This is a genomic window from Novosphingobium barchaimii LL02, assembly GCF_001046635.1.
In the GTDB taxonomy this organism is placed as follows: domain Bacteria; phylum Pseudomonadota; class Alphaproteobacteria; order Sphingomonadales; family Sphingomonadaceae; genus Novosphingobium; species Novosphingobium barchaimii.
In genome coordinates this window covers 331017-354476 of the sequence record NZ_KQ130457.1, presented here as the reverse complement: position 1 = coordinate 354476, position 23460 = coordinate 331017, and the positions used below count along the sequence as shown (strand labels likewise).

Annotated in this window: 20 protein-coding genes; 13 read left to right on the top strand and 7 right to left on the bottom strand. The window is 60.5% G+C overall.

Annotation, left to right across the window (positions count from 1 at the left end; translation table 11 throughout):
* The first annotated feature begins 7 nt into the window (after positions 1-7).
* Complete coding sequence (locus V474_RS20430; protein WP_059153243.1) at positions 8-1051, top strand: phosphotransferase; 1044 nt, start codon at positions 8-10, stop codon at positions 1049-1051.
* An 86-nt stretch (positions 1052-1137) separates the two neighbouring features.
* Here the strand turns inward: V474_RS20430 and V474_RS20425 are convergent, their stop codons facing one another.
* Positions 1138-1695: a TetR/AcrR family transcriptional regulator gene (locus tag V474_RS20425; protein ID WP_059153242.1), complete on the bottom strand. Its 558-nt coding sequence runs from the start codon at positions 1693-1695 to the stop codon at positions 1138-1140.
* 372 nt (positions 1696-2067) lie between these two features.
* Here V474_RS20425 and V474_RS20420 point away from each other — a divergent pair, with 372 nt between their 5' ends.
* The 3 genes from V474_RS20420 to V474_RS20410 are packed head-to-tail and all read left to right on the top strand — an operon-like array spanning position 2068 to position 6462.
* A complete protein-coding gene (locus V474_RS20420) occupies positions 2068-4266 on the top strand; it encodes a glycoside hydrolase family 3 N-terminal domain-containing protein (protein ID WP_236711360.1) in 2199 nt (732 codons plus the stop codon).
* A 25-nt stretch (positions 4267-4291) separates the two neighbouring features.
* The gene (locus V474_RS20415; protein ID WP_082699928.1) at positions 4292-5200 is read left to right on the top strand and encodes a GDSL-type esterase/lipase family protein; all 909 of its coding nucleotides are present in this window, start codon (positions 4292-4294) and stop codon (positions 5198-5200) included.
* Positions 5200-6462: an alpha/beta hydrolase gene (locus V474_RS20410; RefSeq protein WP_059153239.1), complete on the top strand. Its 1263-nt coding sequence runs from the start codon at positions 5200-5202 to the stop codon at positions 6460-6462. Before V474_RS20415 ends, V474_RS20410 begins: the two co-directional genes overlap by 1 nt.
* Here the strand turns inward: V474_RS20410 and V474_RS20405 are convergent.
* Positions 6459-7178, bottom strand: a complete 720-nt coding sequence (locus V474_RS20405) for a TetR family transcriptional regulator (protein ID WP_059153238.1) — start codon at positions 7176-7178, stop codon at positions 6459-6461. The two genes, V474_RS20410 and V474_RS20405, sit on opposite strands and share 4 nt — an antisense overlap.
* A gap of 225 nt (positions 7179-7403) precedes the next feature.
* On the opposite strand from V474_RS20405, the gene V474_RS20400 reads away from it, so the two are divergent.
* Entirely contained in the window at positions 7404-9122 is a 1719-nt protein-coding gene (locus tag V474_RS20400) for an alpha-N-arabinofuranosidase (RefSeq protein ID WP_059153285.1), read from the top strand.
* Between the two features lie 94 nt (positions 9123-9216).
* Positions 9217-11913, top strand: a complete 2697-nt coding sequence (locus V474_RS20395) for a glycoside hydrolase family 3 C-terminal domain-containing protein (protein ID WP_059153237.1) — start codon at positions 9217-9219, stop codon at positions 11911-11913.
* 66 nt (positions 11914-11979) lie between these two features.
* On the opposite strand, the gene V474_RS20390 is transcribed toward V474_RS20395, so the two are convergent.
* From V474_RS20390 to V474_RS20380, 3 genes are all read right to left on the bottom strand, one after another.
* Positions 11980-12744 carry an SDR family NAD(P)-dependent oxidoreductase gene (locus V474_RS20390; RefSeq protein WP_059153236.1) on the bottom strand — a complete coding sequence of 255 codons (765 nt, stop codon included), beginning with the start codon at positions 12742-12744 and terminating at the stop codon, positions 11980-11982.
* A 51-nt stretch (positions 12745-12795) separates the two neighbouring features.
* Positions 12796-13110: a hypothetical protein gene (locus tag V474_RS20385; RefSeq protein ID WP_059153235.1), complete on the bottom strand. Its 315-nt coding sequence runs from the start codon at positions 13108-13110 to the stop codon at positions 12796-12798.
* An 82-nt stretch (positions 13111-13192) separates the two neighbouring features.
* On the bottom strand, positions 13193-14482 hold the full coding sequence (locus tag V474_RS20380) for a cytochrome P450 (protein WP_059153234.1): 1290 nt from the start codon (positions 14480-14482) through the stop codon (positions 13193-13195).
* 185 nt (positions 14483-14667) lie between these two features.
* Here V474_RS20380 and V474_RS20375 point away from each other — a divergent pair, with 185 nt between their 5' ends.
* The 7 genes from V474_RS20375 (at position 14668) to V474_RS20345 (ending at position 20664) form a co-directional block, all read left to right on the top strand.
* On the top strand, positions 14668-15612 hold the full coding sequence (locus V474_RS20375; protein ID WP_059153233.1) for a GlxA family transcriptional regulator: 945 nt from the start codon (positions 14668-14670) through the stop codon (positions 15610-15612).
* A gap of 92 nt (positions 15613-15704) precedes the next feature.
* Complete coding sequence (locus V474_RS20370; RefSeq protein ID WP_059153232.1) at positions 15705-16124, top strand: organic hydroperoxide resistance protein; 420 nt, start codon at positions 15705-15707, stop codon at positions 16122-16124.
* A 7-nt stretch (positions 16125-16131) separates the two neighbouring features.
* Positions 16132-16608, top strand: a complete 477-nt coding sequence (locus V474_RS20365) for a MarR family winged helix-turn-helix transcriptional regulator (protein ID WP_059153231.1) — start codon at positions 16132-16134, stop codon at positions 16606-16608.
* 30 nt (positions 16609-16638) lie between these two features.
* On the top strand, positions 16639-17121 hold the full coding sequence (locus tag V474_RS20360; protein WP_059153230.1) for a glutathione peroxidase: 483 nt from the start codon (positions 16639-16641) through the stop codon (positions 17119-17121).
* A gap of 138 nt (positions 17122-17259) precedes the next feature.
* Complete coding sequence (locus V474_RS20355; protein WP_059153229.1) at positions 17260-18240, top strand: NAD(P)H-dependent flavin oxidoreductase; 981 nt, start codon at positions 17260-17262, stop codon at positions 18238-18240.
* A gap of 73 nt (positions 18241-18313) precedes the next feature.
* Positions 18314-19651 carry an alpha/beta fold hydrolase gene (locus V474_RS20350; RefSeq protein ID WP_059153228.1) on the top strand — a complete coding sequence of 446 codons (1338 nt, stop codon included), beginning with the start codon at positions 18314-18316 and terminating at the stop codon, positions 19649-19651.
* Positions 19652-19752: 101 nt separating this feature from the next.
* Complete coding sequence (locus tag V474_RS20345; RefSeq protein ID WP_148649489.1) at positions 19753-20664, top strand: LysR substrate-binding domain-containing protein; 912 nt, start codon at positions 19753-19755, stop codon at positions 20662-20664.
* A 34-nt stretch (positions 20665-20698) separates the two neighbouring features.
* Here V474_RS20345 and V474_RS20340 read toward each other — a convergent pair whose 3' ends face one another.
* Positions 20699-21673: a phosphotransferase family protein gene (locus V474_RS20340; RefSeq protein ID WP_169795120.1), complete on the bottom strand. Its 975-nt coding sequence runs from the start codon at positions 21671-21673 to the stop codon at positions 20699-20701.
* 89 nt (positions 21674-21762) lie between these two features.
* The gene (locus V474_RS20335; protein WP_082699938.1) at positions 21763-23271 is read right to left on the bottom strand and encodes a class I adenylate-forming enzyme family protein; all 1509 of its coding nucleotides are present in this window, start codon (positions 23269-23271) and stop codon (positions 21763-21765) included.
* Between the last annotated feature and the right edge of the window lie 189 nt (positions 23272-23460).

Sequence of the window (23460 nt, the reverse complement as noted above, 5' to 3'; positions counted from 1 at the left end):
ACACCCGATGACTTTTGACCCCGCCCCTTCCACCCTCGATGTCGTCGTCAGTCCCGAATGGCTCACCGCAATGCTTCGGCAGCGGTGGCCCGACGCGCGGGTAGTAGCGGTCGAGGTCAAGGAGCTGCTCGCCACGCAGGCTACGAAAGTACGGCTCGCGCTTGAGACGTCAGGCGGTGACGAGACCATGCCGCGCGCAATCTGCATTAAGGGGGTGCTTACCGACACTGGAGCTATGGCGTCGAGTTCGCTGGTGGAAACTCGTTTCTATCGTGACGGCGCGGAATATCTTCCGGTTCAGACGCCCGCCTGCATTCATGCTGGCTTTTCGGCAGATGCCGAAAGAGGCGTAATCGTCATGCACGATATCAAAGCGGCGGGCGGCGTATTCCTTTCGGCCCTCTCTCCGGTTACGCTCGACGAAGCAATGCGCTCGGTCGCGCAACTGGCCGCGCTTCATGCTTTCAGTTGGAACGACCCGCGCGCTGATAGCTTCGGTTGGGTTCCCCGCTTCCTCGACCAGATCGGTTCCCGCCCGATCATGCCCACGGAAAAACTGCAGCTGCTGCTGGACGGTCCCCGCGGCGATGCCCTGTCCCATGCGATCAAGGATGCAGGCCGGCTGGAGCGCGCCGTGGCCGCGCTGGCGCGGCAAGGTCATGAACAGCCCGCGTTGCTTCTGCACGGCGATGCACATGCCGGCAATATCTATCGCGATGCAGGCGGTATCGGCATCGTCGACTGGCAGATTTTCCAGCGAGGCGAGTGGGCGCTCGACATCGCCTACCACATTGCCGCGATCTTCTCTCCGGAGGAACGGCGCATGCATGAAGGGGCCTTGCTCGATTTCTACCGCATTCGGCTGGCAGAGATGGGCGGGCCGGAAATCACGGCCGAAGCAGCGTGGAGCCGGTATCGCGTGGCACTGATCTACGGTTATTACCTTTGGTCGATCACCCAGAAGGTGGAACCCGCAATCACGAACCTTTTCGTCCATCGCCTAGGCACGGCGGTCGATGATCTCGGCAGCATGGAACTGCTGGAGGAATAAAGCCGCGTTCGAGGGGGGTACAGTCCAGGTTGGGATATGAATGGGAGTCATCAAACACCAAACCGTCTGCTGCCGACCGAAGAACCTCAGCTGGACGTCGTGATCGCGAAAAGCGATTTCATGTAGGACTCCACGGCATCGAGGCCGACGTCCGCGCCCAGTGCGCGCTGGGTGCCGACGAACTGGGCCGACATCAGCATGATAGAGGCCATCACTCCGGTAGGTATTTCCGGCTCGATCGAACGCAGACGGTGGGCCTCGTCGAGCATATCTGCAATCATGACCTGGAGCGCCTCGAATACCTCGCGGTAGGCATCTGCCACGACGCTGCTGCTCAACGCGCGCGCTCGGATTGCTTCGGCAGCAGGAATGCTGACCGTGTATTCGCCCCAGATGTCCGCCCCCAACCGTGACAAATCGAAGCGGGCAGCGATATCCTTCCTGATCTCGGCCGAAGAGCGTCGCAATAGTGCAGCAAGCAGGTGATCCATCGTCCCGAAATGATAATGGACGACCGTACGGCCCAGGCCGACGTGCCTTGCCAACTTACCCGCGGTAAGCCCTTCCAGGCCATCAGCCGCGATAATTCCGGCGGCTGCATCAAGCAAGCGCTCGCGGTACTCGGATTCCTCTGGTTGGTGCATCGTACTCTCAGGTCCTTGGGGCTCCGCTTTCGGCCCTTGCCCGCCCGGCAATCAATACGCCAGGTCGATTTAAACCAGCCTGCGGTGTGACACCCTTGATACTGACATAGTGTCAGTTTAGAGTCTCTTTAGATCGTCGGGTCGCGTGGAGTAGCTGCCGGCATTTACGACGACGCCGAAAATTGCCTGTATCGGGAGCGGAAAAACATGCGTAAGTCGATTCTTAAGGGAATTCCGGCCCTTGGTCTGGTTCTGGCCTTTACGCAGCCGGCGCTATCTGAACCTTCCGCGCCCACTGCACAGGCTTCTGCATCAGCCGCCGGAATGTCGGAAAAGGAAGCGCTATCGCGCGCCAACCGGCTTCTTGCCAAAATGACTGTCGAAGAAAAGGTTGGCCAGATCAGCCAGCGCTTCGACATCGCGTCGCTGTTCCCTGCAGGCGCACCGGCAATACCGGGAATGCCGCCAATCACACCCCTGGACGACGTGATCGGCAAGGGACAAATCGGGGCTGTCCTGTTCGTCCACGATCCGGCCATCGCCAACCGGTATCAGCGTCTGGCCGTGGAGAAGACGCGACTCAAGATCCCGCTGCTGCTAGGCTATGACGTAGTATGGGGCCTTCACACCATGTTCCCGGTGCCCTTGGCCAACGCAGCGAGCTTCGATCCTGCCGGGGTGGAGCATGATCAGGCAATCGCGGCGGCGGAGGCGCGCGCGCAGGGTATCCACTGGACCTTCGCGCCGATGATAGACATCGCGCGCGATCCGCGCTGGGGCCGCATCGTCGAAGGCGCCGGAGAAGACCCGTACCTGGGAGCCGCGATTGCCCGCGCGCAGGTAAAGGGTTTCCAGGGAGACCACATCGGCGCGCCCGGCCACATCATTGCCGGCCCCAAGCATTTTGTCGGTTACGGTGCATCGGTTGGCGGGCGAGACTACGATTCCGCCTATATGTCGGAAAGCGAGCTTCACAATGTCTATCTGCCGCCTTTCAAGGCGGCGGTGGATGCCGGCGCCGGCAATGTCATGAGCGCCTACATGGATTTCAACGACGTTCCGGCATCGGCGAACAAATATCTGCTCAAGGACGTGCTGCGCGGTGAGCTGGGGTTCAAGGGTTGGGTGGTTACCGATGCCAGCGCCGTTCATAATCTGGTCAAGCAGGGTTTCGCAGCCGACAAGGCCGATGCGGCGATCCGCGCGATCACGGCAGGCGTCGACATGGAAATGTCGATGGCACCGAATGCCTTTGCGACGCTGGTGGATTCGGTGAAGGCAGGCAAGGTTCCGATGGCACGGCTTGACGAGGCAGTCCGGCGTGTTCTCATCGCCAAGTTCCGCATGGGCCTGTTCGAGAACCCGTACGTTGACGAGACCGCAGCAAAGCAGGCACTGGACGACCCCGCCCATCCGGCGGCGGCGCAGGCCGCAGCCGAGCGAAGCCTGGTGCTGCTCAAGAACGACGGCAAGGCACTGCCGCTCGATCCCGGAGCGCTGAAGCATGTCGCTGTAATCGGCCCCATGGCTGACTCGCCCAAGGACATGACGATATCGCTTGCCTATCCCGAGCAGGCCGCGAACACCGTCTCCGTCTTTAAGGGCGTGAGCGAGCGCCTTCAGGGCACCGCGACAGTGGAAACCACCCCGGGCGTACAGTTGTTTCGCCTTAACGAGGGGCCGCTCGCCGGACTGATCAAGCCCCCTGCCCGTTGGAGCCAGCAGCAGGCGGCTGCCGAGATCCAGAAAGCGGTCGACCTCGCCAAGCGATCTGACGTCGTCGTCATGACACTGGGCGAATCGCTGAGCATGAGTTCCGAACAGGGGTCACAGGCGGACCTTGCGTTGCCCGGGAACCAGCGCCAGCTGCTCGACGCAGTACTCGCCACAGGCAAAAAGGTCGTGGTGGTGCTTATCAACGGTCGTCCGCTTGACCTGACGGGCGTGTATGACAAGGTTCCGGCGGTGCTCGAGGGGTGGCACGGCGGCATGCGAGGCGGGACCGCGATTGCCCGCGCGCTGTTCGGCGACGTCAATCCTGGTGGCAAGACGCCGATCACCTGGCCCCGCAGCGTCGGCCAGGTGCCAATCTACTACGCGCATAATCTGACGCACAATCCGGACACAGCCGACAAACGGTACTGGGACGCGCCGTCCACCGCGATGTTCCCCTTTGGCTTTGGCCTCAGCTACACGACGTTCACCATCGCACCGCCAACCATGGACAAGACCGAACTGATGCCCGGCGGGCGGATTGCGGTATCAACGACTGTCACCAATACCGGCGCCCGGCCAGGTGATGAGGTCGTACAGCTTTACATCCACCAGCGCGCTGGCAGACAGTCGCGTCCAATCCGGTTGCTACAGGGCTTCCAGCGAGTATCCCTGGCCGCCGGCGAAAGTCGCCAGGTCACGTTTACGCTCGACGAATCCAATGTCCGGTACTGGAACTCGATCGAGCGGACATGGGTCATCGATCCCGGCACGTTCGACGTCTGGGTGGGGAACAGTTCAACAGCGGATGCGCACGGAACCTTCAATGTAGGTGGCGCTCCGCGTCCGGCGAACTGAGCGATACTTCGGGGGAGAAGTTGCCATGACGACAAATACCGATGCTTTGAATTGCCTGGCATTGCGGCTGTCACGGCTTGCCGCACTTGTGTGCGCGGGTTTATTCGCGGCGGGGGCGACGTCCGGGCAAACCGAAACGGCGGCGTCTTCCGCCGACACCCAGTGCGCGGCGGCGCAGATGCCGGATTCTCCTCTGATACCCCGTATGCGCGAACTGGGACTAAAGCCGGGCGGCCGAATCGATCCGGCGACCTTGATGCAGGACCCGGAAATGGCGAAACTGATCGCGCAGGTCTCCGAAAAGGAGAAGCAGCGTCAGAAGATCGACTGGGCCGGGCTCTGCCGCTATCGAGCGGCAAATGCCGAACAGCGCGGCAAGGATGCCCCAGACGTCGTGTTTCTAGGCGATTCGATCACCGATAACTGGATTTACGGCGACCCTTCGCTGTTCAGCGCCAAGGTGCTCGACCGTGGTATCAGTGGGCAGACCAGCGCCCAGATACTGCTGCGCTTCCAAGCCGACGTAATCCGCCTGCGGCCAGGCACTGTCCATATCATGGCGGGTACGAACGACATCCTGCAGGACCTCGGGCCAACTTCCGACGACGCCATCATCGACAACTTCGTTGCGATGCTCGACCTCGCTCAGGTTCATAAGATAAATGTCGTGATCGCCTCGATCCTGCCGATTTCCGAAAGGTCCTGGCAACCCCAATTGAAGCCGGGGCCAAGAGTGGTCCGGCTCAACCAACGTCTAAAGGCACTTGCTTTGTCGCGCAAAGCGAAGTTTCTCGATTACTACAGTGTCCTGAAAGATGCTGACGGACGCCTGCGGACCGATCTCGGCAATGACGGAGTTCATCCCAATCGGACTGGATACGCTGCCATGGCTCCGCTAGCCCGGTCGGTGATCGTGGCAGCTTCCAACAGGTGATGACGGCTCAATCGATCTCGCCCGTAGAGCGCAAGGGCCAGACGCTACTAGGGAAGATGCCAGTGTGGATTAAGCGAATCTTCCTGTTCATAGGCTATACGCTGATCGTTGTGCTTACGTTGGCGGTGGCCGGGTGCTTCCTGCCCGCGCTCCCGGTGCTGGGATCGCTGGGTCCGATTCTGATCTCTGCATTCGGATCATGGATCATCATCCTCTCGCTCGCGGCATCGACGTTCTACTTCCTGCGCTGGCGCCGACTTCGCGCCGCAGTGCCGGTATTCATGTCGATGCTTGCCGCAATCGCTGCGATCGGGACGGTGATAGTCGAAGCGCAGCAGATCGCCGCCGCCCGGGCGCACGGGGTGAACATCGACCTGGCCCGGACGCTCTGGCTTGGCTCGGTGTCGCATGCCAGTGCGCTGCCTGTATCCGTACAGTATGCCAGCGATCGAGGACGTCCCCTCAAGCTTGCGATCTATCAACCCCCAGCCGGGCCTGGAAAATCAAGGGCGCCAGTCCTTGTCTACGTGCATGGTGGCGGTTGGGGTGGCGGCACCCAACATGACAAGCAGCCGGATATGCGCTGGTACGCAGATCACGGATACCTCGTCATCTCGGTGCAGTATACGCTGTCGTCCCAAGGGCGACCGACATGGGATGTTGCTGAACCCCAGGTGGGCTGTGCTCTCAACTGGGTGACGGCGAACGCCAGTCGCCTGGGAGGCGATACCGGACATCTGGCGCTTCTGGGCGAGTCGGCCGGTGGAAATCTCGTCCTTAACGTCGCCTACCGGATCACGGCTGGTTCGCTTCGGCCATCGTGCCCAGGCCAGCTACCACGCATCCGCGCCGTCGTTGCCCCTTATCCCGTTCTCGATGCGGTACGGATGTATAACAACCCGGACCCAGTGGCAGGCCCCTTCGGTCGCCAGATGACCGTCCGCTATACCGGTGGAACTCCCGCCCGTTATCCCAACCGCTATGCCGAAGTCTCGTCGGGAACGCATATCGGCGATCGCACACCACCAACGCTCATACTGCCCGGCCTAGCCGACCATCTGCTTCCTGCACCCATTGCGTTCGACTTCGTCGCCAGGGCCAGGGCGGCGGGCGGGGATATCGAGATGATCGCCTACCCCTTCGGCGAGCACAGCTTCGACCAGATGAGCGGCAGCATCGGAAACCAGTTCGTGCGTCAAGCTACCCTGAAATTCCTGAGACGCAACGGCGTCAGCGCCGACCCGGAACCGATCGCGCACTAGTTTCCCAGCGAGGCCGGCGGAGGCACCGACAATTCCGTTTGTCCCCCGTGAGCCTGCAATATGGCCATGGTGTGCATCCTGATCATGCCTTTGATCCACAGCACCCGCTTGGTCGTGAGGTCCCAGCCCTCCTCGAGCAGCCGATTTCTGCGGAGGTAGACGTTAGTAATTTGCCCGTTGATCAGGCCGGCGACGCGAGAGGCCGACTGTTGGTCCAGCCGATCTGCGCTGATCCGCATTAACATGCCTGCGAAACAGGAGGCCATGCGTCGCACGTCCGACTCATCGCCGGAAAGCGCGCCCGCGCCTCCTTCGGAAGGCAGATCGTGGCGTACCAGTAGCAACGCCGCTGTGCCGCTGTCGTCCGCGCCGATCATGGCATCGACCATCGCGTCCTGCAGCGAACAGAAGCTGTCGATCAACTGGGTTATCGAGGTCGTCCGGTCTGCAAGCAAGTGCTCGGCACGTTCCAGCGCAGGCTCCATTTGCTGGTAAATGCGCGCCTGAATATATTCGAGGCAAGCGACATAAAGTCCCTGCTTGGTTTCGAAGTAATAACGTAGCGAGGCCTGCGGCACTTCAGCGCCACTGGCGATCTCCCTGGTGGACACGCGGTCGAAGCCCTTGGTGCCGAACAGATCGACAGCGACGTCAAGGATGCGTGCGCGTGTCGCCTCCCCCCTCGAGTACGGTGCTTCCACGGTTCGGCGCATCATCGAAACACTCCATTCGGGCGAACACCAAGGCACTTTCAGCCTCGCATGTGGCCGCATAGCAGCATGTTCCGACCATGCCCCACGCCTGAACCCATTCGTTGAAAATTATTCACACGACATATTTATGTCAATTGAACACTTTTTAGGAATGAGATACGCTTGAATCAAAGCAATACGGTTCGCTGATCGATGCATGAGGCCGGTTGCGAGGGAGAGATGTTTTCGATGCCGAACATACGAACGGGGCGTGCCGCTGGTTTCCTCAAGTTTACGGGTTGCGTTGCGCTGATTGCGTCAGTTCCAGCGCTCGCGCAGTCTGCGGCGCCGGCTTCCGGTCCAATTGCAACATCGGCTGCGACAGCGAATCCTGGCCCACTCACCATCCAAGCCGACCGGCCCGGACCGGTCATCAATCGGGATATCTTCGGCCAGTTCGCAGAACATCTCGGACGCGGTGTCTATGGGGGTGTATGGGTCGGCCCAGATTCAAAGATTCCCAACGTGCGGGGCATCCGCACTGACGTTGTCGATGCGCTGCGCGCGATCAAGGTGCCCGTCGTGCGCTGGCCCGGGGGTTGCTTCGCAGACGAATATCACTGGCGCGACGGGGTCGGCCCAGCCGCAAAGCGCGTCACGACGGTGAACACCAACTGGGCGAACGCGGTCGAACCCAATACCTTCGGGACCGACGAATTCATGGATTTCGCGCGGCAGATCGGTTCGGAAGCCTATCTCTCTGTGAACGTCGGCTCGGGCACCGTCCAGGAAGCCGGTGACTGGCTGGGATACATGACTTCGGTAGCGCCTGCCTCTGCAGCGCGCGAACGCGCCCTCAACGGGCACAAGGAGCCCTACCGAATCAAGTATCTGGGCCTGGGCAACGAGATGTGGGGTTGCGGCGGCCCGCTCACCCCGGACGAATACGTCACGAAAATGAAGACGTTCGCTCACTTCGTCCACAACCAGAACCCGGAACAGGCGGCGCCTCCGATCGACTTCGCGAAGATTGCCAAGGATCTGATGACGGGCAAGCCGATGGACGGCCTGCCCCGCAATCCCAACGGCATGCGGCGGATCGCCGCTGGCCCGAACAGCGCCGACCCATCCTACACCGAAGTCATCATGAAGGCCTGGAAGACACGCAGTCCAATCTATTGGGACATCGATGGCATATCGCTGCACCAGTACACGTGGGGATCGCTGCCCTTCGCCGAACCCGCTACAAACTTTGGCGAAAAGGAATATGCGACGGTCCTGATGCAAACCCAGCTGATGGACCGGACGATCACCAAGCACTCTGAAATCATGGACAAATATGACCCGAACAAGGCAATCGCGCTGGTCGTCGATGAATGGGGCGTATGGCTGAAGCCCACAGAGGGCACCGAACCTATGTTCTTGGAACAACAGAACTCCCTGCGCGACGGTATTGCCGCCGCCATGAACATCAACATTTTCGCCCGTCATGCCGATCGCGTGCGTATGACCAACATCGCGCAGATGGTCAACGTGCTGCAGTCGATGATCATGACAGACGGCAGCAAGATGCTCCTGACGCCGACATACCACGTCTATAAGATGTACGTGCCGTTCCAGGATGCCACGTATCTTCCCGTCACCTTCGGCGCAGGCGAATACAAGTTCGACAAGATCACCCTACCCAAGGTCGATGCGCTGGCCGCGCGTGGCAAGGACGGGCAGGTTTGGCTCTCGCTCGTCAATCTCGATCCCAACGCCGCCGCCGACGTGAACGCAAGCGTCGCAGGCATCACCGCAAACCGTGCCGACGGCGAGGTTCTGACAGCGCCCTCGTTCAACTCCGTCAACACGTACAGCAAACCTGCAGCCGTTGCACCCAAGCCGTTCAGTGCCAGTGCCAGCAACGGCAAGCTGATGCTCCACCTGCCGCCGCATTCGGTCACGGTCGTTCGTCTTCAGCCCTGAGGACACTACGGGAAGGGCCGAGGATCACTCTTTTCGCGCCCTTCCCGTCCCGGGTCGACAACTACTCATTCGCAACAGATGGAACAGGGCAACGATGTACAATTCAGCGACGAACCTTTCCCTTCGATCCCTGCTACGGGGCAGCACCTCGTGGGTAACCGCGCTGGCCCTACTTGGCCTGGCACATCCAGCCGCTGCGCAGGACGAAGTAGCACCCGCACAACGCGCCAGAGATCTGGTGGGCAAAATGACGCTGGAGGAGAAGGCAAGCCAGATCATCAATTCGGCGCCGGCAATCGAGCGGCTGAATCTGCCAGATTATCAATGGTGGAGCGAGGCACTCCACGGGTTCGCCTTCGCGCCGCACGCCACCAATTTTCCCGAACCGATCGGCCTTGCCGCCAGCTTCGATGCGCCCCTGCTCAAGCACATTGCCGCCGCGATCGCGGTTGAAGGCATTGAGGCAAGCGATGCTATGGTTGCTGCTGGCCGGCCGCTGGAGCTTGGGGCCGGACGGACGTACTGGTCTCCCAACCTCAACATCTTCCGCGATCCGAGATGGGGACGCGGGCAGGAGACATACGGCGAAGATCCATTCCTGACCGCCCGAATGGGTGTGGCCTACGTCACGGGACTCCAAGGCCCAAATGCGGACAAGCCAGTGATCATCGCCACGCCCAAGCACTTCGCCGTACACAGCGGACCGGAATCCACACGCCATTCCGCTGACGTGAAAGTCTCTCTGCACGACATGCGAGACACCTACTTGCCAGCCTTCCGGGCCGCGGTGGTCGAAGGCCACGCTGGATCGGTCATGTGCGCCTACAGCTCGATCAACGGACAGCCGGCCTGCGGCAACACATTTCTGATGCAGGACACCCTGCGCAAGGCCTGGGGGTTCAAGGGCGTGGTCGTCTCGGACTGCGGAGCCATCCGCGACATATCGTCCGCCCACAAATATGCCGCAGATGCGACTGCAGGGTCCGCACTGGCTGTACGAGCCGGGCTCGATATCGAATGTGCCACGGAAAGCCTTTTCGATCGAAACAGCTTTGGTCAATCAGCAAACTACGTGAACGCTGTCAGGTCCGGCAAACTCACCGAAGCAGAACTCGATCAGGCGGTAATCCGGGGCCTCACCGCAAGAATCAAGCTGGGACTGCTCTATGGCAAGCCGTCAGCAGCAACCGCTGGTTCGCTCGACTCCGCTGAGCATCGCGCACTGGCACTGACGGCTGCCGAACAGTCGCTGGTTCTTCTCAAGAACGATGGCGTGCTTCCGCTGGACCGCAAGGGCGTGAAAATCGCCGTCGTCGGCCCCCTCGCGGATTCGCGGCGCGTGCTGCGCGGCAACTACACCTCGCGCGAAACGGCTGAGCTTCCTTCGGTCCTGGACGGGCTCAAGGCAGCCCTCCCCGATGCCCGCATCACATACGTACCGGCGGGCGAATCAATCACCGACGGGAACGTCATTCCTCCTTCTGCACTATTGAGCGATGACGGCACACCGGGCGTCACGGTGCGCTATTATCCATTCCAGGCCGATGGCAAACCCGCACCCAAGTCGCTGATGGAAAAGTTCATGCGCGCCGTCACTGCTACTCCTGCATCGGCGCCATTGCTGACCCGCATCGAGCCGCTGGTCAACTATGAAGTCTTTACCCAGCCGGTCTTGCCCGATGGCGGAAAAGTGATTGCGAGCGGTTACATCGTGGCTCCCGAGACGGGAACTTACCGGATCGGGGCACGCACGATTCTGGGTGCCTTCAAATTCGCCGATCAGCCGGAAATCGTCATCAAGAACGGCTTCAATCCTGCGGTCATGCCGAATCTGCAAACCGTGGATCTCGTAGCGGGTAAGCGATACCCGTTCACGTTCGCCATGCAGGTCCCCGCGCTTCATTTCGGCGAACTGGACTGGCAGCGCGTTTCGCGCAAACCCGAAGCCGAACTGACCGAAGCGACCAAGGACGCCGACGTCGTGATCGCCGTGGTCGGTATCAATTCGACGCTCGAAAGCGAAGAGTCCTCGATCAAGCTGCCCGGCTTCAACGGCGGCGACAGGACATCGCTCGACCTGCCGGCGGAGCAGATAGCTTTGCTCAAGGCGGCCAAGGCCAGCGGCAAGCCGGTCATCGTAGTCAACATGAGCGGATCCGCGATCGACCTCGATTGGGCGAAACAGAACGCCAGCGCCATCGTCCAGGCCTGGTATCCTGGCGAAGCCGGAGGTCTGGCGGTCGGACGGGCCGTGGCCGGGTTGGCCAACCCGGCCGGCCGCCTGCCGGTGACGTTCTACCGTGACGTCACCCAACTCCCGCCACTCGAGAATTACGCCATGGAAGGGCGCACCTATCGCTACTTCAAGGGAGAGCCGGTCTACGGATTTGGTTACGGGCTGAGCTACACTGCATTCGCCTATCGCAGCGTAAAGGTTACCCCGCATGGCCGTGATGCGTCGGGAGGGGCAACCATCGAAGCGCAGGTCAGCAATACGGGCGCTCGTTCCGGCGATGAGGTCGCACAGTTGTACCTGTCCTTCCCATCGGTGCCGGGCACTGCGAAAATCGCGCTGCGGGGGTTCGAGCGAATCTCGCTCAAGCCGGGCGAGACGCGCAAAGTTCGCTTTGAACTGACGCCCCGCGACATAAGCTCCGTCTCACCGGAAGGCAGCGTGCAAGTGGTCGCAGGCGCATACAAGGCGTTCGTGGGTGGAGGGCAGCCGGATAGCGGACTACCGGGTGTATCGTCAGCGTTCAAGGTCGGTAGAACTACGGTCTTACCCAACTGAACGGATGCGCTTTTTCGCTTGATTATCCCCGTGGCCGAAGCCACGGGGATCGATATACCTTGTTTTTCAGCCCAAGAAGTATTTACCGCCGTCGACGACAACGGTCTGACCCGTAATGAACTTGGCGCCCGGCCCCACGAGATGCAGTAGCGTCCCCGAAATATCCTCCGGCGTGATCTGCGCGGCGATAAGCTGCGTCGCCTTGGCGCGTTGCTCGGCTGCGGCAAGGTCGCCGCCAAGGATCTGGGCATAGCCTTCCGTTGCGGTGCCACCGGGCGCGATCGCATTGACCCGGATATTGTCCCGGCCCAGCTCCGAAGCGGCGCTCTTGGTCATCCCGATGACGGCGGCCTTCGATGCGGTATAATCAAGCATCCCTGCCATGCCGAACGCCGAGATCGAGGTCTGGTTGACTATCGCCCCGCCGCCCCGCTGGCGCATGTAGGGAACAACCGCGCGCATGCACAGCCAAGGCCCTCGCACGTTCACCGCCATGGTCCGGTCCCAGCGTTCTACCGCGATTTCATCCATCGGCCCCCCACGTAAGGTCGCGAAGATCGCGGCATTATTCACCAGGATATCGATGCCGCCAAACGTGTCAGCCGCAAACTTCGCCATCGCCTCCGTCGCTTCCAGGCTGGAGACATCGACGCTGTAGAAAGCGGCGCTTTGTCCTTTGTCCCGTATCGCCGCCGCAGTAATATTACCTTCCTCTTCCAGCAGGTCCGCGACGATGACAGCTGCCCCTGCATCCGCGAGCGCCTGCGCGTAGGCGCGGCCGATGCCGCGCGATCCCCCAGTGACTATCGCGACCTTGCCTGTAAGCGTCAAAATTCTTCCTTTCGGTGCTGCGTGCGAAAACGATCGGCGGTGGTGGCCAAACTAGACCGACTTCGTGATTTCCCTGCCGAGGATGAAAACGGAGCTGCTACGATCAATCTTGTCAGAAAAGGTGGACGCCTTCTCCGCCAGTTCCTTCATCACCGCCTCGGCACTTTCGCCTTCGATTTCCGTGACGTTGACGTAAGGCTTGTCGATTCGGTTCTGGGCTTCAACTTTGAAACGACGCACCGACCTCGCTCCTTCGACGGACATCAGGTCTACCGCATGAACCTGATCGTACCATTCGTTGTACGCTGCTTCGTCCCCTTCGCCGTCGGTTGGACCATTGATGGCGATAAGCAGGAATTTTGGCATGTGCTCTGTCCTCTCTTTCTCGGATGAATGTCCCTCGGATGCCGTTGCAGATGCCTTGGAGACATCGTCATGCGCCGGAGCTTCAGTCGAAGCGGACGCGCAGGTGATTGACACCTCGCGCTTGCAGGGCCCCGATGATGCGCGTGGGCTGACCTACCCGATCGTCGAGGCGGAGATTGGGGAACCGGTCCAGAAGAGCGTTGATCGCTGCATCCATCTCCGCTGACGCGACAAAACGACCAAGGCAGGTATGTGGCCCTGCTGCAAAACCAATGTGCCGCTTTTCCGGCCGATGCAGGTCATAGCGGTCGGGATCGCTCCAGCGCTCAGGATCCCGGTTCCCGGCCCCGAGGCACACATCGACGATGGATCCTTCCGGTATCTCCACGCCGCCAAGCACGCTATCCTTCGTCGCCAATCGATGGAACAACGGGTCAGTGCATTCCCAGCGGACCGATTCCTCGATCGCCGCCTGCATTAACGTCCGGTCGGCGCGCAGGTCGTGGAGTTGGTCCCGGTTGCTCAGTAACGCGAAGAGGAGGATGCCCATCTGGCGGAAAGTGGTGCCGCCGCCGGCCAATAGCAGAAGCCGCGAAAACGAAAGGATATCCTCGTCGGACAATTCGGCAGCTTCGCCTTTTGCGTTCTTGAAAGGGCTGTCGATCAGGCGCGAGATGAGATCGTCGCGACGCTCCTGCCGCCGGTCTGCGACTGCCGCCAGCAATACGGCACGGACCTTGGCGATGCTTGCTTCGCGCTGGGCCGGAGCAAGTTGAGGTGCCATGCTGCCCAGCAGGCTGTCGCGAAAGTCGAGAGCCTCGTCCGAGGACAGGCCGTAGGCTGCGGTAACCGTATGCATCGGCAGCCGCGCACATAGCGCGAGCGAAAGATCGACCCCGCTATCGGCTTGGGTCGCGATGTCATCGACGATCTGATCGACGAATGGCGTGATCCACTTCTGCGTCCACCAGCCCATCGCCTGCTCGCGCGTCATCATCGGTTGGATCGCGCCGCGATATCGGCTGTGCTCGCGTCCGACCATCGTAAGCACGGTATGGCCGATCGCCATCATCATGCCCGGCATCTCGTGGTAGTGCTCCGACGAGTATGTCGCGTTGTCGATCAGCGCCTTGCTGCCGCTGTCGAAACTGAGCGTGGTAAAATGCGCGCGCCCACGGGTGAACTGACTGTTTGGCCGGCCCGTCAACAACTCCTCGAGATCGCCGCGCACGACCGCGCCCTCTCGGCGCAATGCGGCAACCCTTGGATAAAGATCGTCGATCAGGGTCCCGCCCGCATGGGCTACCTCCTTCTCGACGCTGAATATCTCGTCGTAGCGTGCATCCTTACGAATGATCGAATCGTCGCCCATGACATCCTCGTCTGCCGCGTGTTTGCGGTCTGTCGTTTGCGCCGCAGCGTTGGAGCCTGCGTGCGTTGTCGCTCGTCGGCGCAGAAATCGCCTTTATCCAGCGTCGGAGATTCCGAAACCTTGACGGGGTAGATGATAGTAGGCGAAGGATTGTCTGCAATGACAAATATCCCTCGAAACCTGCCATGATCCGCCAGGTAGCGCTGGTCCTGTTTCCAGGCTTTCACCTACTTGACGCTGCCGGACCCATCGCAGTCTTCGATCTCATTCGCCGATCCGAACCGCACGCCTACGACATTCGCCTGCTGTCTGTTACCGGCGGCGCGATCCGCAGTACCGCTGGCATCACTTTCGAAACGGCTCCCCTTGCGACAGGACCGTTCGATACGATCATGGTTGCAGGCGGCGAAATCGCTGACGACTACCACACAACCGGGCTGCTCGTGGAGTGGTTGCAGCGTGAGGCACCCGGCGCCCGCCGGACCACAAGTGTCTCGACCGGCGCGTTCCTGCTTGCTGAGGCGGGACTCCTGCATGGTAGGCGCGCGACGACCCACTGGGGCGCCACCCAGCTTTTCGCACGCCGGTTCCCAACCGTTTCGCTGGATGCCGACCGCATCTTCATTCGCGATGATTCAATCTGGACCTCGGCCGGTGCGACGGCGGGCATCGACCTTACCCTGGCGCTTGTCGAGGACGACCTCGGGGCGGAGGCGGCGAGGCGCATCGCCCAGTTGCTGGTAGTCGATCACCGGCGGCCCGGCGGTCAGTCACAGCATTCGGCACTTCTCGAACTTGCCGGCATGAACGGCCGTTTTTCCGATCTGATGTGCTGGGTGCGCGACCACCTCGCCGAACCGATGTCGGTCGAACAACTGGCCGAGCAGGCGGCGATGAGCCCGCGGCATTTCGCTCGCACGTTCACCCGTGAAGTCGGCATCACGCCAGCAAAGGCGGTCGAGAAACTGCGGGTCGAAGAGGCCCGTACAAGGATCGAGGACGCGAGACTGTCCGTCGATGCAGTGGCTCGGGATTGCGGGTTCGGCGATCCGGAACGGATGCGCCGCGCCTTCCTTCGCCATTTCGGACTGCCTCCGCAGATGTTCCGCCGACCTGGGCCCGCGCGATAAACCACGCCAACATCTTATCGCGTCGAATATATGGCTTGCCATATAAATGGCTAGCCATATATTCGACGCGATAATCACGGGAGAAACACGACATGAGCGCGCTTTACTCGACTTCGGTGACCGCCATCGGCGGGCGAAATGGCTCGGTCTTGAGCGATGACGGCTTGCTTTCCCTGAACTTGGCGCTGCCAACAGGCCTCGGCGGCAAGGGCGGTGCGTCCAACCCCGAACAGCTTTTTGCCGCCGGCTATGCAGCGTGTTTCGGTAACGCGGTGATCCACGTCGCGCGCAGCAACCACAAAATAACCGATGATCAGGTTGTCGTCGCCGCCACAGTCGGCCTGCACCCCGAAGGTGCCGCGTTTGGATTGTCGGTGGCCCTCGACATCACGATTTCCGGAGTCGACCAGGAAACCGCCGAAGCGGTCGTCGAGCAGGCCCACCGGACATGTCCTTATTCGAACGCAGTACGTGGCAACATTGACGTCAAGTTAACCGTTGGGGTCGAGTAAACCCCCAATGCCTCTATCCGGAAGCGCTTCCGACGCTGATGACCGCCTAAAGCTCGACCGACAGCTATGCTTTCCGCTCTATGCGGCGACCAACCTCCTGCAGCGGCTTTACCGGCCTTTGCTGGCACCTTTGGGCCTCACCTATTCGCAATATCTGGTGATGATGGTGCTATGGGACCGCAAGAGCGTATCGGTAGGGGAGCTGCAAAACTGCCTGTACTTGGACGTAGGCACTCTTAGCCCTCTGCTCAAGCGAATGGAGCGGGACGGGCTGGTAACGCGGAAACGCGATCCTGCTGATGAAAGGCGCGTACTAGTAAACCTGACACCGCATGGCGACAAATTGAAAAGCGCTGCCAGTCAGGTGCCGATCATGCTGGCCGCGAATTTCAACTCTGATCCTGCCGACATGCAGCAACTTTACGAATTGAGCACAACGCTCGTGGGGCGGCTCAGCGATGCCGTTACCGCCTGCAAAGACTGAATTTTTCTGGATACAAAAGGATTTTCGACCATGCCTTCCTTATATGATCTAACAGTCCGAGACATATCCGGGCGCGAAGTTTCACTAGGCGACTATCGGAATAACGTGGTGCTGGCCGTCAACACGGCAAGCAAATGTGGTTTCACGCCGCAGTATGACGGGCTTGAAGAACTGCATCGCCAATTTCACGACCGAGGGCTCGTTGTCCTTGGCTTCCCCTGCAACCAGTTCGGCGCGCAGGAACCGGGCAATGCCGAAGAAATCGCCAGCTTCTGCAATTTGACCTACGACGTGACGTTTCCGATGTTCGAAAAGGTGGATGTGAACGGGCCTGACGCAAGCCCGGTGTTCGGATGGCTGAAGGCCGAGGCGCCCGGTTTGCTAGGCAGCAAGCGCATCAAGTGGAACTTCACCAAGTTCCTTGTGGATCGGCAGGCAAAGTCCGTTTCACGCTTCGCCCCCACCACCAAGCCGGCGGCACTGCGCAGCGAGATAGAAGCTTTGCTTGGCTGACTGGTTCCGGCGGGCGCCTGTCTTTCGGGCCACATCGACTACTCGATGCCGGGCCTATGATCGTGCTGCGCGATTGTGCCGTGCCGCAACGTCTGGGAAGCTAAGGCAGGTCACAGACGAGTTGACCGGGAGTTCTGGATGCCTTTGCCCGCCGACATTCGCCATCAACTGTCGTTGCCTGTTTTCGCGGCGCCGATGTTTTTATGCAGTGGTCCGCTACTGGCCATCGCATGTTGTCAGGCAGGCGTCATCGGTTCCCTGACGCGCAATCACTGCCGGAACTTGGAAGAACTGGTTGTCCAGCTCCGGGCCGTGTCGAACGCCCTTGCGCGTTTTGCACAAGACCACCCGGACAGGGTCATCGCGCCGCTCGCGGTCAATATTTCCCCCAACTTTAGCCAGGACGAGTTTCGCGCGCACTTGGCGGAATGCCGCCGATACGGCGTACGCATAATCGTGACATCGGTAGGCGACCCTTCGCTGAACGCGCCCCTTGTCCGCGATTATGGCATGTTGCACTTTCACGACGCCACGACGATCCGCTTTGCGGAAAAAGCGGTGCGGGCGAAGGTCGATGGCATCATATGCATCGGCGCCGGTGGCGGTGGCCACTCCGGCACGATCAGCCATCTCGCCTTCATCCCGCAGGTCCGTGAGATGTTCGCTGGAACCATCGTTATGGCGGGCGCCATTGCCAACGGCGCCGCGATCCGCGCCGCCGAAGTTCTGGGCGCCGATCTGTCCTATGTCGGAACACGGATGATCGCGACGCAGGAAGCTGCGGCCCCGCCGCTGTACAAGCAGATGTTGGTTGACGCCGGCTTGACAGACTTGATCTATACCAAAGACGTCAGCGGCTTGCCCGCCAACTGGCTGAAACCGTCGCTTCGCCGCGCCGGGCTCGACCCGGACAACCTCCCCTCTACCGAGAGGCGTTTGTCCGACGAATCTGCGGGTACGGGCAAGCCATGGCGCGATATCTGGAGCGGCGGACAAGGACTCGGCCTGATCTGTGATATACCCAGTGTTGCTGAACTGGTAGACAGGCTTAGGAAGGAGTACCTGCTCGCCTGCTCCACCCCTACGTTCACCGCGTCATCGGCTTGCAACGACGGATAAGGATCCTATACACATAACCCTATAATGGAATGCACCTAAGTCATTCTTTAATGAGTTGGAGGGAGCGGGCGCAATGGAAAGCCAGGAATTCTTCGGGTTCGGCGGCATCAAGATCGCAGCAGATGCGTTCGGCTCTCGCGATGCCCCACCGGTCGTTCTGATACCTTCGGGCGGACAGACCAAGGAATTCTGGCACGAGGCGGCCCACGCGCTGGCGAAGGCCGGACGTTATGCCATCTGCATCGACCTGAGAGGACACGGGGCCAGCGGCCATGCTGCAGATGGCAGGTACGATCTGGATGCCCACGCCCGTGACTTGCTGGCCGTGCTGGGTTCGCTTTCCAGTCGCGCATTCGTCGTCGGCACGGGCCTGGGAGGCATCATCGCCCTTTCGGTTGTGGGAGAAGGCGCACCACATATGGTTTCAGGACTGGCGCTGGTGGACGTCAATATCTGGTTCGAAGAAAACGACCTAACACGCCTCCACGCGGCATTGCTGGAGCGGACGACCGGAATAGCCGGTTCCGACGAGATCGTAGCCGCCCTGACTTCCGCTCACCCGGACGAACCAGCGCCCGGTGGCACGGCGCGGCTGCTGGCTTCTTTCGAAAAGCTCGACGACGGTAAACTCAGGTGGCGCGGTGATCCCTTGGCACTGGAAAATTCCGACCTGTTCCTCCAGCAGGATCGCCTTGCCACGGCCGCCGCTCGCATACAGGCGCCAGTGATCCTGCTGCGCGGATCACTAAATGCGACGATATCGAGTGAGACTCTTCAACGGCTAAGGGCATCTATCCCTGGAGCCGAATACACCGAGATCGAAGGTGCCGGACATTTCCTGACCGCCGAGCGGGACGACCTGTTCAATGCTGTCCTTCTCGACTTCCTGGAACGCCATGCGCCCTTGACGCCGCTCAGCTACATCGGAGGGTGCGAACCGCGTATCCTGCGTGATGCGTTGGGCTGTTTCACGACCGGAGTCACCGTCATCACCACTCTGGATGACGCGGGCGATCCGATCGGCCTTACTGCGAACAGCTTCACCTCGGTTTCACTGGATCCTCCACTCGTCCTTTTCTCGCTGTCGAAACGGTCGGCCAATCTCGAAAAATTCATCGCATCGCAGCGCTTCGCCGTGAACGTCCTGCACATGGGGCAGCAACCCCTTTCTAACCGATTTGCCAGTCGGGAGGCAGCACGCTTCGAAGGCGTCGACTGGGAAATTCGATCGCCGGAAGGTTCACCGGTGCTCACCGCAGCGCTGGCCTCGTTCGACTGCCGCACCTTTGCGGTCCATGAAGGAGGAGATCACATGATGTTCGTGGGCGAGGTTCACCACGCATGGTTCGAGCCGCATCGCGATCCGCTACTCTATTTCAAAGGGAAGTATCGGCGCCTTCATTTTTCATGATCTGCCGCGGCACGATGACACACAAAAGCGTGCATCCCGCCCCCGATCCGGTCTAGGGATGTGGCTCGTACAAGGAGTTGACACCTTTGGATCTCAGGCAGATGCGCCAGTTCGTCACTGTCGCGGAGGAAATGCACTTTGGCCGGGCCGCAGCGCGCCTCAATATGGCCCAGCCACCACTTAGCCAGGCGATGCGCAGGCTGGAAGCCAACATGGGCGTCAGCCTGTTCGATCGCGCCAAGCGTAATGTGGAACTGACCAAGGCAGGCCGCGTGTTCCTTGTCGAAGCGCGGCGGACGCTTTTGCAAGCGGAAGTGACGCGTAAGATGGTCCTGAGCGCCGCGACCGAAATACCTCAGGTTCGCATCAGCTTCATCGGCCCAGCCTTGTATCAGGTGCTTCCAGACGTTCTTGTAAGGTTTCGCGCTGCGGTTCCAGACGTCCATACACGTTTATTTGAGCGTTCGACCCCCCAACAAATACAGGGGATCCTTGCCGGTGACTACGACGTGGGCTTCATTACCAACGGCATTAGTCATGCGGGGTGCCACAGCAAACTCGTGGAGCGGTCCCGCTTCGTCGCAGCAGTTCCTGCCGATAATCCACTGGCTGGCAGGGATTCCGTTGGCATGATCGAATTAGCCGGGCAGCCCTTCATCCTGCCGCCGCCGAAATACACTGAACAGTCCGAGACACTCAATCTTTTCAAGTCGTTTGGTGTGGTGCCCCGCGTCGAACAGGAAGCAAGCCAGACCAATACAACGTTAAGTCTGGTAAGCGCCGGTCTGGGTTGCAGTCTCGTCATGGCAACCGCCGCGCTGCAAACCTTCAGGAACGTCGTCTTCATCCCCCTTGAAGACGAATTGCCTCACGTTCGTTGGGAGATGGCTATGGCTTGGCACCCCGATCACCTTACTGAGCAGGCGCGCAACTTCATCAAAATCGTCGAGGACCACCTGCAAGCCAATCCGCTGCTGCTAGACGCCGATGCAAGCGCGACCGGCTCCGGCTAGAGGGTTTGCGCGTACCTGACGATCCTTGAACCGTTTACAGTCCATCTAGCAACCGGGCCGTCCGGGCTCCTGGTTCTGCCAGCCGCACGCTCGCCGGCATATCGCGAAGCGCCATCATGCGGATTGCGAGACATTCCATCTTCAGGCAGGCGAAAATTTCATACCATTCGATCCCGGCAGCCGACTTGCCCGAAACCTGAGACCACAGGGCAATCGTCTCGTCGCGATTGCCCATGCCCTCAAGCGGCGTGATGCCCTGGCCGATCGTCTGGTTGTGATCGCTCGTCAGCCACCATCCGAGATCATGCAATGCTCCGCCCAAAGAAGGCTGCTCCCAATCCATGACGGCAACGACTTCGTTCGTGTTGCCGATCATCATGTTTCCCAGGCGGGAATCGCCCCATACGATGCCTTCCGGCGGATCTGCCGGCCTAGCCTCGATTAGCCTTGCGAACGTGTCGCGCAACAGTCCCCGCTCAGCCGCCGGGTCGACCCATTCCACATAGCGGCGCCAGCGATCCACCTCCTGGTCGAACCCGTCGGGCCCGCCTGGCAGCTCAAGGAAGCCGGCGCGGGCAACTGGCACGTGCTGGATTGACGCGAGCTGGGTGACCGCACTCTCCCAGATCCGACGACGGTCCTGCGGCGCGGCTGTGACCAGCCAGCCTTCGCGGGAATAGGGCGGATAGCTCACCGCCACACGGCCAGCCACCTTTTCCATAACGAAGAACGGAGCGCCAAGTATTTCGGCATCGGCCTCGAACCATAGCGGACGGGCGACCCGTACCGCGCCGGTTTCATGCATAAGTTCGATAAGGCGGTACTGCTGCACGAACAGGTCGTCAGGATACACGGTCCGGCGCGTCGGTTTGATCCTCACGACCATTCCTAGCGACGACGACATACCGCCTTGACGCCACGTAGCATCGAAAAGGATCGTCTCGTGCGACATGCCCGCACCGAGCGGATAGGCGAAATTGCTCAACTCAATCGCTTGGGCATTCGGCATTCGCAGTGACAGCCATGCCGCGACAGCCTCCGCAAGCTCACCAAGATCTCTGGTTTCGGGAGCGACGATGCCCGGTGCCGATGCAGCGTTCACTGAACCGCCGCCCCGCCAGCGTCTTCCTTCGAGAACAGCGCGATCACGGCTGGCCGATCCACCTTCAACGATACCGTCTTGGGCAGTTCATCAACGATTAGCCAGCGACCTGGGATATGGGTTGCCAACACTTTCTCACGCAGGTGAGCTTCGAGTTCCGCGACGTTTGGTTCCTCGACGCCTGGCTTGAACTGGATTGCGGCCGCCGGCATCTGCCCGAGCCTGCGGTCCGGTATTCCCACCACAGCAGCTGCGGAAACCGCAGGATGACCAAGTAGTGCTTCCTGGATGGTTTCAGGCAGCAATTTGAACCCGCCCCGCATGATGGCCCCGTCGGCCCGTCCGCGCAAAAACAGGAAGCCATCCTCATCGATCATCCCCAAGTCGGAGGTATGGATCCAGTCGGGCCCCATCTTCGGCGAGATCACCTGCAGAAGGCCCTCCTGCCCTGCCTGCAATTCCTCGCCGGTCTCCGCATCGACGACCCGGATGCGCGCTCCGCCGAAAGGTTGGCCGACGCTACCGAATTTGGCGACGCCGAACTGTTCGTACAGCGGTGGCGTCATCGCGCAGACCGGTCCCCCGAATTCCGTGGCGCCGTAAGACAACAGGACCGGTATCCCGTAACGCTCCTCGAACGCGCGTTGAACGCGCGGGTCGAGCGGCGCCGCCCCGGTGCTGAAATACTGAATGGATGCCAGATCCTCGGGCGGGAGATCCGCATCGAGTATCATCTGGACGGCTGCAGCCGGAGTTCCGCTAGCTGGTGGACGATACGTTACGATATAGTCGCGCCATCCCTTCACGGTGAACCGATCCTGGACGATTAACTTATACCCGTTCAGCAATGACGGCAAAATGCTGAAAAGGCCCGATATGTTGCCCAGAGGATAATAGAGTAAAGCAGGAAGCGGCTCGACCGGCTTGTCGTCTTTGCCGAAAATCGCGGCGGAATTGCCGGTGAAGTGGGTTGCCAGCATCTCGTGACGAACCGCGAACGGCTTGGGCTTTCCTGTCGTTCCACTGGTGAGAATTTCGATTTGCGGCTCTACGGACAGGTCTTCTGGAAGCGCTGCGGTGGACCGTTCGAACCCGGTTAATGCTTGAGCCGACATTTCGGAAATCAAGATTACGCTTGCGCCTTGTTCTCGAATCGCTTCGCGGACCTCGTCTCCGATTTCCCGTTCTGCAGCTATGACGACGGCCGGTTTCAATCGCGCGATGTCGCGGGCGATGCCTGCCTGTGACTGGAAGGGATAGACCATGCGTATGGTCCGACCTGTGCGAATGAGCGCGAGAAACGCCGCGATAGCTGCAGCCTGACTACGTGCGATAAACACTACTGGGGCGCCGGCGACAGCCCCGCTTGCATCAATAAGTCCATCGACTTGGTTGGCTAGTGCGCGAACATCGCTCCAGCTATACCAGCGGCCTTCGAATTCGATCGCCGGGTCGGCGGTATCACGCTCAAGAGTCGCCGCAGCCATTCGTGACAGTTCGTTCATCGTCCCTCTTCCGGTCGCGGCCATCGAGGCCATCTCACGCGCCCCCAGCATTTTATTGCATGGAAGGCATTGCAATGATGGGTGAGGGAGAATATTCCGTTTGTCAAATGTCGCGATGCGGGTCGCGCGCCAGGATGGCTGCCCGCTACCATGACGCAGCATTTCAAAAACATTATACGGCTGGCCCGA

Excerpts from the sequence above, each read along its gene's own strand:
- V474_RS20415 (WP_082699928.1), top strand. The coding sequence starts at position 4,292 with ATGACGACAAATACCGATGCTTTGAATTGCCTGGCATTGCGGCTGTCA.
- V474_RS20345 (WP_148649489.1), top strand. The coding sequence starts at position 19,753 with ATGCGCCAGTTCGTCACTGTCGCGGAGGAAATGCACTTTGGCCGGGCC.
- V474_RS20355 (WP_059153229.1), top strand. The coding sequence starts at position 17,260 with ATGCCTTTGCCCGCCGACATTCGCCATCAACTGTCGTTGCCTGTTTTC.
- V474_RS20360 (WP_059153230.1), top strand. The coding sequence starts at position 16,639 with ATGCCTTCCTTATATGATCTAACAGTCCGAGACATATCCGGGCGCGAA.
- V474_RS20350 (WP_059153228.1), top strand. The coding sequence starts at position 18,314 with ATGGAAAGCCAGGAATTCTTCGGGTTCGGCGGCATCAAGATCGCAGCA.
- V474_RS20375 (WP_059153233.1), top strand. The coding sequence starts at position 14,668 with ATGATCCGCCAGGTAGCGCTGGTCCTGTTTCCAGGCTTTCACCTACTT.
- V474_RS20385 (WP_059153235.1), bottom strand. The coding sequence starts at position 13,110 with ATGCCAAAATTCCTGCTTATCGCCATCAATGGTCCAACCGACGGCGAA.
- V474_RS20370 (WP_059153232.1), top strand. The coding sequence starts at position 15,705 with ATGAGCGCGCTTTACTCGACTTCGGTGACCGCCATCGGCGGGCGAAAT.
- V474_RS20405 (WP_059153238.1), bottom strand. The coding sequence starts at position 7,178 with ATGATGCGCCGAACCGTGGAAGCACCGTACTCGAGGGGGGAGGCGACA.
- V474_RS20425 (WP_059153242.1), bottom strand. The coding sequence starts at position 1,695 with ATGCACCAACCAGAGGAATCCGAGTACCGCGAGCGCTTGCTTGATGCA.
- V474_RS20400 (WP_059153285.1), top strand. The coding sequence starts at position 7,404 with ATGCCGAACATACGAACGGGGCGTGCCGCTGGTTTCCTCAAGTTTACG.
- V474_RS20380 (WP_059153234.1), bottom strand. The coding sequence starts at position 14,482 with ATGGGCGACGATTCGATCATTCGTAAGGATGCACGCTACGACGAGATA.
- V474_RS20420 (WP_236711360.1), top strand. The coding sequence starts at position 2,068 with ATGACTGTCGAAGAAAAGGTTGGCCAGATCAGCCAGCGCTTCGACATC.
- V474_RS20365 (WP_059153231.1), top strand. The coding sequence starts at position 16,132 with ATGCCTCTATCCGGAAGCGCTTCCGACGCTGATGACCGCCTAAAGCTC.
- V474_RS20430 (WP_059153243.1), top strand. The coding sequence starts at position 8 with ATGACTTTTGACCCCGCCCCTTCCACCCTCGATGTCGTCGTCAGTCCC.
- V474_RS20410 (WP_059153239.1), top strand. The coding sequence starts at position 5,200 with ATGACGGCTCAATCGATCTCGCCCGTAGAGCGCAAGGGCCAGACGCTA.
- V474_RS20335 (WP_082699938.1), bottom strand. The coding sequence starts at position 23,271 with ATGAACGAACTGTCACGAATGGCTGCGGCGACTCTTGAGCGTGATACC.
- V474_RS20395 (WP_059153237.1), top strand. The coding sequence starts at position 9,217 with ATGTACAATTCAGCGACGAACCTTTCCCTTCGATCCCTGCTACGGGGC.
- V474_RS20340 (WP_169795120.1), bottom strand. The coding sequence starts at position 21,673 with ATGCCGAATGCCCAAGCGATTGAGTTGAGCAATTTCGCCTATCCGCTC.